Source organism: Streptomyces sp. UNOB3_S3, assembly GCF_020740895.1.
GTDB lineage: Bacteria > Actinomycetota > Actinomycetes > Streptomycetales > Streptomycetaceae > Streptomyces.
The window spans coordinates 1-10129 of sequence record NZ_JAILXP010000265.1; the positions used below are offsets into that span (position 1 = coordinate 1).

11 protein-coding genes are annotated in these 10129 nt (G+C 71.5%); 4 read left to right on the top strand and 7 right to left on the bottom strand.

Annotated elements, in window-relative coordinates:
* Positions 1–1022 (top strand): alkaline phosphatase D family protein (locus tag K6I33_RS24845; protein ID WP_229356748.1); only part of this gene is annotated, 1022 nt, incomplete at its 5' end.
* Positions 1023–1077: 55 nt separating this feature from the next.
* On the opposite strand, the gene K6I33_RS24850 is transcribed toward K6I33_RS24845, so the two are convergent.
* On the bottom strand, positions 1078–2130 hold the full coding sequence (locus K6I33_RS24850; RefSeq protein ID WP_229356749.1) for a hypothetical protein: 1053 nt from the start codon (positions 2128–2130) through the stop codon (positions 1078–1080).
* 204 nt (positions 2131–2334) lie between these two features.
* Complete coding sequence (locus K6I33_RS24855) at positions 2335–2829, bottom strand: DUF5753 domain-containing protein (RefSeq protein WP_229356750.1); 495 nt, start codon at positions 2827–2829, stop codon at positions 2335–2337.
* A gap of 244 nt (positions 2830–3073) precedes the next feature.
* On the opposite strand from K6I33_RS24855, the gene K6I33_RS36080 reads away from it, so the two are divergent.
* Together K6I33_RS36080 and K6I33_RS24860 are read left to right on the top strand one after the other, a co-directional pair.
* The gene (locus tag K6I33_RS36080) at positions 3074–3205 is read left to right on the top strand and encodes a hypothetical protein (protein ID WP_275126764.1); all 132 of its coding nucleotides are present in this window, start codon (positions 3074–3076) and stop codon (positions 3203–3205) included.
* Between the two features lie 4 nt (positions 3206–3209).
* Positions 3210–3398 (top strand): hypothetical protein, encoded by a 189-nt coding sequence (locus K6I33_RS24860; protein WP_229356751.1) that lies wholly within the window; start codon positions 3210–3212, stop codon positions 3396–3398.
* A 50-nt stretch (positions 3399–3448) separates the two neighbouring features.
* Here K6I33_RS24860 and K6I33_RS24865 read toward each other — a convergent pair whose 3' ends face one another.
* Positions 3449–4042, bottom strand: coding sequence for a dienelactone hydrolase family protein (locus K6I33_RS24865; protein ID WP_229356752.1), 594 nt, complete (start codon positions 4040–4042; stop codon positions 3449–3451).
* 81 nt (positions 4043–4123) lie between these two features.
* Here K6I33_RS24865 and K6I33_RS24870 point away from each other — a divergent pair, with 81 nt between their 5' ends.
* Positions 4124–5227 (top strand): mechanosensitive ion channel family protein, encoded by a 1104-nt coding sequence (locus tag K6I33_RS24870; RefSeq protein ID WP_229356753.1) that lies wholly within the window; start codon positions 4124–4126, stop codon positions 5225–5227.
* A gap of 9 nt (positions 5228–5236) precedes the next feature.
* Here K6I33_RS24870 and K6I33_RS24875 read toward each other — a convergent pair whose 3' ends face one another.
* The 4 genes from K6I33_RS24875 to K6I33_RS24890 form a co-directional block, all read right to left on the bottom strand.
* Entirely contained in the window at positions 5237–6829 is a 1593-nt protein-coding gene (locus tag K6I33_RS24875; protein WP_229356754.1) for a Na+/H+ antiporter, read from the bottom strand.
* Positions 6830–6948: 119 nt separating this feature from the next.
* A complete protein-coding gene (locus K6I33_RS24880) occupies positions 6949–7890 on the bottom strand; it encodes an RluA family pseudouridine synthase (RefSeq protein ID WP_229356755.1) in 942 nt (313 codons plus the stop codon).
* A 124-nt stretch (positions 7891–8014) separates the two neighbouring features.
* On the bottom strand, positions 8015–8581 hold the full coding sequence (locus K6I33_RS24885) for a signal peptidase II (RefSeq protein WP_229356756.1): 567 nt from the start codon (positions 8579–8581) through the stop codon (positions 8015–8017).
* Positions 8582–8645: 64 nt separating this feature from the next.
* On the bottom strand, positions 8646–10007 hold the full coding sequence (locus K6I33_RS24890) for a TraR/DksA C4-type zinc finger protein (RefSeq protein ID WP_229356757.1): 1362 nt from the start codon (positions 10005–10007) through the stop codon (positions 8646–8648).
* Positions 10008–10129 lie beyond the last annotated feature (122 nt).

Consider the following 10129-nt stretch of genomic DNA (forward strand, 5'->3'; position numbering starts at 1 on the left):
CCCCCACCCACGAGATCATCACCCTGGCCGACTACCGCACCCGCCACGGCCGCTACAAGACCGACCCCGACCTCCAGGCCGTCCACCACGCCCACCCGATGGTGGCCATCTGGGACGACCACGAGTTCGCCAACGACGCCTGGTCCGGGGGCGCCGAGAACCACACCCCGGGCGCCGAGGGCGCGTGGGCGGACCGCGTCGCCGCGGCCAAGCGGGCGTACTTCGAGTGGATGCCCGTACGCCCCTCCGTCGAGGGCACCACCTACCGCCGGCTGCGCTTCGGCAAGCTCGCCGACCTCCACCTGCTGGACCTGAGATCCTTCCGCTCCCAGCAGGTCAAGCCCGGCAGCGGCAAGGTCGACGAACCCGGCCGCACCATCACCGGCCGCGCCCAGCTCGACTGGCTCAAGGAGGGCCTGGCGGGCTCCGACACCACCTGGCGACTCGTGGGCAACCCCGTGATGATCTCCCCGGTGGCCTTCGGCGCCCTCCCCGCCCACCTGCTGGAGCCCGTCGCCAAGCTCCTGGGCCTCCCGGCGGGCGGCCTCGCCGTCAACACCGACCAGTGGGACGGCTACACCGAGGACCGCCGCGAGCTGATCGACCACCTGGAGCGGCGCTCCATCCGCAACACCGTCTTCCTCACCGGCGACATCCACATGGCCTGGGCCAACGACGTCCCCAAGCGGGCCGCGACGTACCCGCTGTCGTCGTCCGTCGCCACGGAGTTCGTGGTGACGTCCGTGTCGTCCGACAACCTCGACGACCTGCTGCACGTGGCACCCCACACCCTGTCCGTGCCCGCGGCGGCGGCCATCAAGGCCTCCAACCGGCACGTGAAGTGGCTCGACATGGACGGCCACGGCTACGGCGTCCTCGACGTCACGGCCGAGCGGGCGCAGATGGACTACTACGTCCTGTCGGACAAGCGCGACGCGAAGGCGACGGCGTCGTGGGCGCGCTCGTACGCCACGCGTTCGGGCACCCAGCGCGTGGAACGCGCGGACGCACCGGTGCGCTGACGTTCCCCGAGGCTCCGTCCCCCGGCCCCGGGATCCGGGGGCGGAGCCCCGGCGGTCAGGGATGTGCCTGGAAGTGCGCGTCGCGGCCCATGGCGGCGAGAGCACGCTGCGCTGCGGGGTCGCTGCCCAGAGAGTAGTCGCAGGAGTCGTGGTGGGCGTGATCGTTCCAGTACAGGACCGCGCCGATCTGCCGGTGGGCCGCCACATAGCCGGTCATTGCACGGATATACGAGGCCCGGACACCGGAACCGGTGAACGGGACGCTCCCCCATTCCGGGACGAACACCGGCTTGCCCGGGGCGTGGGCGGCACTCCAGGTCAGTGCCGCGTCGAAGACGGTGCCGGGCTTCGGGGCGGTTTTGGACGGATTCACGTAATTGCCACTGGCCTGCTTCGAGCAGCCGCCGGAGACGTAGCCGTCGACGCCGACGACGTCCACGTTCTCAGCGCCCGGCCAGTAGCGCTCGGGGGTGCCGGACTGGTGGAAGCCGTTCGCGGTCAGGATCCACACCCAGCTCAGGTGACCCCCGTTCCGGGCGTCCAGGCGTGCGTCGGTTGCCAGTTGGCGCATGTGCCGCCAGGCCGCGACGAACTGCGCCGGGCTCCCTTTCTTATCGTTTTCCTTTGCATTGGGCTCATGGTTGAACGACACGTAGACCGTCTTCAAGTGATGCGTTGTGGCGGCGTTGTCGACCGCACGCAGGAATCCGAGCGCAGCGGTGTCGGATTTGCCCGCGGCGACGGACGCCCAATCCCGGTCGTGTCCCGTGCCCAGACTGGCCAGCAGAGTCGCCCCGGCGCTCAAGGCGTGAGTCTCCTCTGTGGAGGGGAACGTCTTGGCATTGTCCAAGGTGTCATAGGTGCGCACGATCGCCGGGGAGCGGCCGAGATCCGGCAGACCGGTCAGCTGCGCGTCGCCGCCGAACAGCGCGCCCGACGACGCCACCGGTGCGGGGGCGGCGCCCGGCTTCGACGCGTCCGCAGCAGCCCCCGGCTGCGCGACCGCGCCTTGGCCGGAACAGCCGGCCGAGGCCAGCACGATCAAAGCCAAGGAGGCGGCCGCGACCGCCCCGCGCCGACGGGTACGGGGCCTTCGGAACGAACGCATGACTTGCCAACCTCCTCCTGGGCAGCTGCCGCAGCCGCCCGGTGCAGGTCATAGGACGGCGCAGGCCAACGCGAGGGTTCGCGAGATTCCTATGGATTCCCCAAGGGGTCGGCTGGGAGATCGTCCGAGCCAAGTCGGATATCTCCTGCACTTACCGAATGCCACCCGAGTCACGCCTGGGCAGCCATACTCCACGAGATCGTATTACGAGGTCTTATGGACGGGGACGATGCCACAGGCAAACACGGGGGCCCATTCGGCGTAGGTTCCGCCGTTGCCCTCGCTGTAGTCGGAAGTAGCGCAGGTGTAAGCCTCCATGGCGTGCTGGATACGGAAGAGGGATTGAGCGGGCGCGAGGGCGTCGGCACGCAGCCGCTCATACGCCGCTCGCGCTTCGGCAACGGCCTCCGGTGAGTCATGGAATTGCCCCCGTACATAGCTCTCTGCGTAGAGGACTTCGCTGCCATCCGGTCTCCCGAGCAAGATAAACGGCGTCCCTCTGGGTGGGGCGCCGAAGGGAAGCACCTGCACCGTGATCCGCGGGTGCTCCGATACTGCTGCGAGATACTGGAGCTGTGCCTGCATGACGACAGGGCCGCCGATTCCGCACCACAGCGCGGCCTCATGCAGGATCACCTCCAACGACGGCGGGTTCGAACCGTCGAACACCTTCCGACGCCGCATGCGGTGCCCCACCATCTCCTTGATTCGAGCGGCCGGATCATTCGGGCAGGCCGCTAAGTGCGTACCTGATCTCCTTGCCGAACGTTACCTCGGGCGACTCCGGTTCGCTCACGCGTTCAACTCCCCGCATTCTGGAAGGGTTTGGAATGCAAAATACCCTGGTCAACGCGTCAGCGCGGGTGGAATCTGAGCCTCAGTAAGTGGCTCTGTCGCCCTCGCACGTCGACACAGCGCTGATCGCATGAAAGGAGCCCATTGCATGGGGAAGAAGGACGACGACTGGGACCCGGACGCGAACCGGGAGCAGGTCACCGACCCCGACACGCAGGTCTCGCAGAACGGTAGCGTCTACAGCAGCATGGCCGACGATGAGGAGCGCGAAGGGAAGTAGCGCGATGGTCCACGGCGAGAACCTGGCGAAAGACCTGCGACGCGACCACGGCTTCATTCACGTCGGGCGCACCAAGGACGGCAACGCCGTGATCATGCGCAAGGGCGTCCGCTGGACCGTCGTTCCGCTACGGTGGCTCACCAGTGACGCCGTGGACGTCATCAAGGCTCAGGCCGGCATCAGCCTCGTCTGAACCATCCCGCGACAGCCCCGCCGGAATCCCCCGGCGGGGCCGTTCGCGCTCTACCGCGCGGCGGTCACTTCCTCCAGGAACGCCAACGCGACCACCCACGTCCGCTCCGCCGCCTCCGCGTCGTAGTCGTCCAGCTCCGGGTCGGTGAAGAGGTGGCCGGCGCCGGCGTAGCGGTGGACCTCGACGTCCGCGCCGGCGCGGCCCATGCGCAGGTACCACGCGTTCAGCCAGTCGTGGGGCTCGAACGGGTCCGGGTCCGCGACGTGGAGCTGGACCGGCAGCTCGTCCACGGAGGCGTCCTCCGGAAGGTCGGACGTGCCGTGGAGGAGGAGCAGGCCCCGGGCCTTCTCGTCGGCCAGGGCCAGGTTCTGGGCGATGGAGCCGCCGAGCGAGAAGCCCGCGTAGACCAGGCCCCGGTCGGACAGGGGCGCCACCGCGGTCACGGCGCGGCGCAGGAGCTCCTCGTGGCCGATCTCGTCCTTGATAGCCATGCCGTCCTCGACGGTCTCCGCCGTGCGCCCCTCGTACAGGTCGGGCACGTGCACCTCGTGCCCGGCGGCCCGCAGGCGGTCGGCGGCGGCGTGGACCGCGGGCCGCAGACCGTACGCGGAATGGAACAGAACAATTGTGGTAGGGGACGTCACTGGAGGTCACTTCCTTACGGCATGGATCGCGTGCCCCCATCGTGCCAGCCAGTTACGTTCGAAAGAGCGGAGGTGTTGCTCATGGAGCACATACTGCGTCCCCTCGCGGTGCTCGGCGGGGCGGTCCTGATCACCCTCGTGGCGGGGTGGGCGGCCGACCAGGCGGTGCGTCGCGTGGGGGCGCTGCATCCCGAGACCCCGTTGTGGGGGTTGCTGGAGCGCTGCCGGACGCCGCTGCGGCTGGTGCTGTGCACCGCGCTGCTGCGCGCCGGGTATCCCTCGGCGGAGTTGCCGAAGGGGTCCCGGGCGGCGGTCGGGCAGGTGCTGACGCTGATATTGATCGCGGCGTGCGCCTGGCTGGCGGTGCGGGTGGCGGCCGCCGTCGTGGAGTCCGGCTACGCGCGCTATGCCGCGGGCGCGCAGGACCCCGCCCGGGTGCGCCGGGTGCGGACCCAGGTGACGCTGATCCAGCGGGTGGTCATGGCCGCCGTGTCCGTCGTGGCGGTGGCGGCGATGCTGCTGACCTTCCCCGCGATGCGGGCGGCGGGGGCGTCCCTGCTGGCCTCGGCCGGGGTGATCGGCGTGGTCGCGGGCATCGCCGCCCAGTCGACGCTGGGCAATTTCTTCGCCGGGCTGCAGATCGCCTTCGGCGACATGGTGCGCATCGGGGACACGGTCGTGGTCGACGGCCAGTGGGGCACCGTCGAGGAGATCACCCTCACCTATCTGGTGGTGACCACCTGGGACGAGCGGCGCGTCACCATGCCGGTGTCGTACTTCACCAGCAGGCCCTTCGAGAACTGGTCCCGGAGCAATCCCCGGATGACCGGGACCGTCTTCCTCCATCTGGACCACACGGCCCCCATCGATCTGATGCGCGAGCGGCTGCACGAGGTCCTCAAGGACTGCCCCGAGTGGGACGGGCGCAACTGGAGCCTGGTCGTCACCGACACCACGCCCTCCACCATCCAGGTGCGGGCGCTGGTCACCGCCAAGGACCCGGACGACATCTGGACGCTGCGCTGTGTGGTCCGCGAGGCCCTGATCGCGTGGCTGCGCCGGGAGCACCCGTACGCGCTGCCGCGGATCAACACCGCTCCCGCGCCCGGTCTGGAGGAGGCCCCGGACCGCCGCCAGGCCCCGCCCACGTCGGGGGACATCGGTCCCGGGCCGGGGACGACCTGAGCAGATGGCTCAGGCCCCGCGCAGGCTCCGCATGTCGAGCTGCCGCAGCACCCGGTCCACCACTTCCGGGTCCATCCACGGCTCGCTGCGCGCGTCGAGCACCGCGTGCCGGGCGGCCGAGAGGAGCTCGGCGTGGATGGTCTGGATGGTGCGCACCCGCTGGACGCGCTGGGCGTGGGCCTCGCGCCGTTCCTCGTCGACCATCTCGGGGCTGATGCGGGCGCCGATGTCGTAGGCGCGCCGGTGGAGCATCTCCACCAGGTCCTCGGGGAGCTCCTCCTGTCGTTCGATCTCCAGCAGCCGGTGCTTGGCGGCCTTGGCGGCGCGGATGGCCAGCTGGCGCTCCAGCTCCCGGGTCCAGTCGGAGTCGGCGCGCACGCCGAGCAGCTTGACCAGCCGGGGCAGCGTCAGGCCCTGGACGACGAGGGTGGAGACGATGACGGCGAAGGCGATGAAGAGGATCTCACCGCGGGCGGGGAAGGGCTTTTTGTCCTCCGCGGTCAGCGGGATGGCCAGGGCGAGCGCCACGGAGGCCACGCCCCGCATCCCGGACCACCACATCACGAGGGTCTCCCGCCAGTTCGTCAGGATCTCCTCGTCGATGTCGCGGCCCTTGTGGAGCCGCCTGGCCAGCCAGGCCGCCGGCAGGAGCCATGCCAGGCGTACGCCCACCACGACGGCGATGACGACGCCGCCGATGCCGAGCATCTCGCCCCAGCGGCCGTACGCGGTGCTGATGGCGTTGTGCAGTTCGAGGCCGACGAGACCGAAGGCGACGCCGGTGACGAGGGTGTCGACGATCTCCCAGAAGGTGTGCCCGGCCAGCCGCCCCAGGACGTCGTCGGCGTCGCTCGCGAACTCGGCGAGGAACAGCGCGGTGGTCAGCACCGCGAGCACCCCGGAGCCCTTGAACTCCTCGGCGAGGACGTAGGAGACGAACGGCACCAGCAGGGTGAGCCCGATCTGGAGCGTGGGGTCGCCGAGGACGTCCATCAGCCGCTTGGCGATCCAGCCGAGCCCCAGGCCGACCACCACGGCGACCACGGCGGAGAACACCAGTTCGCCCGCCGCCCTGGGCAGGGAGAAGCTGCCGCTGACGGCGGCCGCGATGGCCACGTGGTAGAGCACGATGGCGGTGACGTCGTTGAAGAGCCCCTCGCCCTCCAGGATGGAGACCAGGCGGCGGGGCAGCCCGAGCGAGCCCGCGACGGCGGTGGCGGCCACGGGGTCGGGCGGGGCGACGAGCGCGCCCAGCGCCACGGCGGCGGCCAGCGAGATCCCGGGCACGATCGCGTTGGCGACGGCGGCGACGGCGGCGGTGGTGACGAAGACCAGCGCGACCGCGAGCAGGAAGATCGGCCGCCGGTTGGCGGCGAACTGCCGCCAGGAGGTGCGCTGGGCGGAGGCGTAGAGCAGCGGCGGCAGGACCAGCGGGAGGATGAACTCCGGCGGGATGTTCACGTTCGGCACGAACGGCAGCAGCGCCAGGACGATCCCGCCGAGCGTCATCAGCACCGGCGGCGGCAGCCCGAGCCGGTCGCCCAGCGGCACGGTGACCAGCGCCCCCAGCAGCAAAACGAACAGCAGGGCGAGCTGGTCCACGGATGCCCTCCGGGCGGGTCGGTGCGGGTGTGACTGCCGGGGCCGTTCCCCCAGCCTGCCTCACCCGCCTCCGGCCCGCCCTCCGGGCCGTTTCCCGCTCCGCCCTCCGGGCCGGGCGGCTACGCGCTCTCGGCCCGCACCGTGTCCAGGGCGTACCGCAGGTCGTCGGGGTACTCGCTCTCGAACTCCACCCAGCGGCCGTCCGAGGGGTGCTCGAAGCCCAGGCGCACGGCGTGCAGCCACTGGCGGGTGAGCTTCAGCCGCTTGGCGAGGGTGGGGTCGGCGCCGTAGGTCATGTCGCCGACGCAGGGGTGCCGGTGGGCGGACATGTGCACCCGGATCTGGTGGGTGCGGCCCGTCTCCAGCTTGATGTCCAGCAGGCTCGCGGCCCGGAACGCCTCGATGAGGTCGTAGTGGGTCACGGACGGCTTGCCTTCGGCGATGACGGCCCACTTGTAGTCGTGGTTGGGGTGCCGGCCGATGGGGGCGTCGATGGTGCCGCTCATCGGGTCCGGGTGGCCCTGGACCAGCGCGTGGTAGCGCTTGTCGGTGATCCGCTCGCGGAACTGGTGCTTGAGGTGGGAGTAGGCCCGCTCGGACTTGGCGACCACCATCAGGCCCGAGGTGCCGACGTCCAGGCGGTGGACGATGCCCTGGCGCTCGGCGGCGCCCGAGGTGGAGATGCGGTAGCCCGCGGCGGCGAGGCCGCCGATCACGGTGGGGCCGGTCCAGCCGGGGCTGGGGTGGGCGGCCACGCCCACCGGCTTGACGATCACGACGATGTCGTCGTCGTCATGGATGATCTCCATGCCCTCGACGGGCTCGGCGACGATCTGCACCGGCGCGGGCGGCGCGGGCATCTCGACCTCCAGCCAGGCGCCGCCGGTCACCCGGTCGGATTTCCCGGCCGCGGCCCCGTCGAGCTGGACCTTTCCCGCGGCCGCCAGCTCGGCGGCCTTGGTGCGGGAGAAGCCGAACATACGGGCGATCGCCGCGTCGACGCGCTCGCCCTCCAGGCCGTCGGGAACAGGCAGGGCGCGGATCTCGGGAATGGTGCTCACCCGTCGAGTATGACGGACGGGCGCGGCATCCCCGCCCCGGGCCTCGGCCGGGGGCCCGGCCCGGGGACCCCCGGGGCCGAAGTCCGGGACCCGCCCGGGACTCCGCCCGGGACTCCCCCGGGGCTCAGTCCTCGTGGACGGTGCCGTCCGGGTCCAGGCCCCGGAAGGAGAGGATCACGATCAGGAAGCCGCCGCAGACGATCGCGGAGTCGGCGAGGTTGAAGACCGCGAAGTGGGCGGGCGCGATGAAGTCCACCACGCCGCCCTGGAAGCCGCCGGGCGAGCGGAACAGCCGGTCGGTGAGGTTGCCGAAGGCACCGCCCAGCAGCATGCCGAGCGCGATCGCCCACGGCATGCTGTAGAGCTTGCGGGCGATCCGGGCGATCGCCACGATCACGGCGGCGGCGATGACCGTGAAGATGATCGTCATCGCCTCGCCGATGCCGAAGGCCGCGCCCCGGTTGCGGATCACCTCGAACTGGAGCCAGGTGCCGAACACCTGGATGGGGTCGTGGTGCTCCAGCTGGGCGACCACGAGGAGCTTGCTGCCCAGGTCGAGGAGGTACGCGAAGGCGGCCACGGCCAGCAGCGTCCCGATGCGCCGCGGGCCCTTGGGCGCGCTCTCTCCACCGGCCGTCGCCGTCGCCCCGGTGGGCTCGGTGGGCCGTCCGGCCTGTTCCGCCTCAGTCACGTGAGTCCCTGGATGTCGTCCCTGCTGGCTGAGGACGAGGGTACGGCACGCGGTGCGGGGCCGGTCAGCGACGTTCCTGCCGCTGCTTGCACTCCACGCACAGCGTGGCGCGGGGAAATGCCTGCATACGGGCCTTGCCGATCGGTTTGCCGCAGTTCTCGCAGAGGCCGTACGTACCGGCGTCCAGGCGCTCCAGCGCCCGCTCGGTCTGCAGCAGCATCTCCCGGGCGTTGGCGGCGAGGGCCAGTTCGTGCTCCCGGGTGATGTTCTTGGTGCCGGTGTCCGCCTGGTCGTCGCCCGCGCCGTCGCCCGAGTCCCGCATCAGGCCGCTGATCGCGGCCTGGGACGCCTCGATCTCCGCCCGCAGCCGCATCACCTCGCTCAGCAGCTCGGTACGGGCCTCGGCCACCTCCGCCGGCGACCAGGGCTCCTCCCCCGGCCGTACCGCGAGCTCGCCGGGCGCGACCGCGGCCGTGCCGGGCGTGCCCGCACGGGCCCCCGGCACCTTCTTCGCGGCCTGCCCCATGGTCTTCTTCGCAGCCACCGTCCTGGCTCCCGTCTCCTCAGCGGACAGCTCATCGGCGGCGGCCGCGCCCTTCCGGGCCCGGCCGCCCTTCTTCGCTGGTGCGGTGGCCTCGGCGGCTCCGCCCTTCCGGGCCGCCGCGGCCGTGGCCACCGTGGCAGTCTTCCCCGCCGCGGCGCTTTCTCCCGTGACCCCGGACTTTTTGGCCGGGGCGGCGTCCCTGCGGGCGGCTCCACCGGCGGACGCGGCCTTCGCGCCGGAGGCCCGATTCCCGGCCGGGGCGGCTTCCCCGGCGGATGCGGGCTTCTTGGCGGCGGCCGCCTTCGCGGCGGCGGTGGCTTTCCTGGCCGGGGAGGCTTTCGCGGTCTTCGTGGCCTTCTTGGCCGGGGCCGCCTTCTTGCCGGAGGCGGCGGAGGCGGCCTCGCGGGCCGGGGCGCCGCCCCCGGCGGTCGCCTTCGCCTTCGCGGCGCGCTTCCCGGCCGGGGCGGCGGCCTTGCCGCCGGGGGCCTTCTCCTCCCCCGCCGGGGCGGCTGCGGCAGCGCCCCGCGCGCTCCCCGCGGCGGCGGTCTTGGCGGTTTTCGCTGTCTTGGCGGCGGTCTTCGTGGTCTTGGCGGTCTTCGCCGCCCCGGCAGCCGTCTTGGCCGAGCCCGCCCTCTTGCCGGGCACGGGTGCCTCGGCGGTGGCATCGGCCGGGGCCGTCTTCACGGCTTTCGTGACCTTCGCGGTCGACGCGGTCTTCTTCGCGGCCCGCGCCGCCTTCTTCGCGGGCGCGGCCTTCTCAGCCTTCTCGGCCTTGGCGGCCTTGGCGGCCTTCTCCGCCGCAGACGCGGAATTCGCCTTCCGGCCGGCGGCAGCCGATCCCGTGGGCGCAGGCGCAGCCGCAATCGCCGACTTCTCCGCCATGGCCGCGATCCCTTCACATTTTATGATCTTGGGCGCAAATCGTGCGGGAACGATAAATCGCCCGGGCCCCCTCGGCAACGGGGCTCGCCGGTCTCCCCCTCCGCGCCCCGCCTCCGGCCCCC

Bases quoted from the DNA above. Each gene is read 5' to 3' on its own strand.
- K6I33_RS24850 (WP_229356749.1), bottom strand. From the start codon at position 2,130: ATGCGTTCGTTCCGAAGGCCCCGTACCCGTCGGCGCGGGGCGGTCGCG.
- K6I33_RS24855 (WP_229356750.1), bottom strand. From the start codon at position 2,829: ATGGTGGGGCACCGCATGCGGCGTCGGAAGGTGTTCGACGGTTCGAAC.
- K6I33_RS36080 (WP_275126764.1), top strand. From the start codon at position 3,074: ATGGGGAAGAAGGACGACGACTGGGACCCGGACGCGAACCGGGAGCAG.
- K6I33_RS24860 (WP_229356751.1), top strand. From the start codon at position 3,210: ATGGTCCACGGCGAGAACCTGGCGAAAGACCTGCGACGCGACCACGGC.
- K6I33_RS24870 (WP_229356753.1), top strand. From the start codon at position 4,124: ATGGAGCACATACTGCGTCCCCTCGCGGTGCTCGGCGGGGCGGTCCTG.
- K6I33_RS24890 (WP_229356757.1), bottom strand. From the start codon at position 10,007: ATGGCGGAGAAGTCGGCGATTGCGGCTGCGCCTGCGCCCACGGGATCG.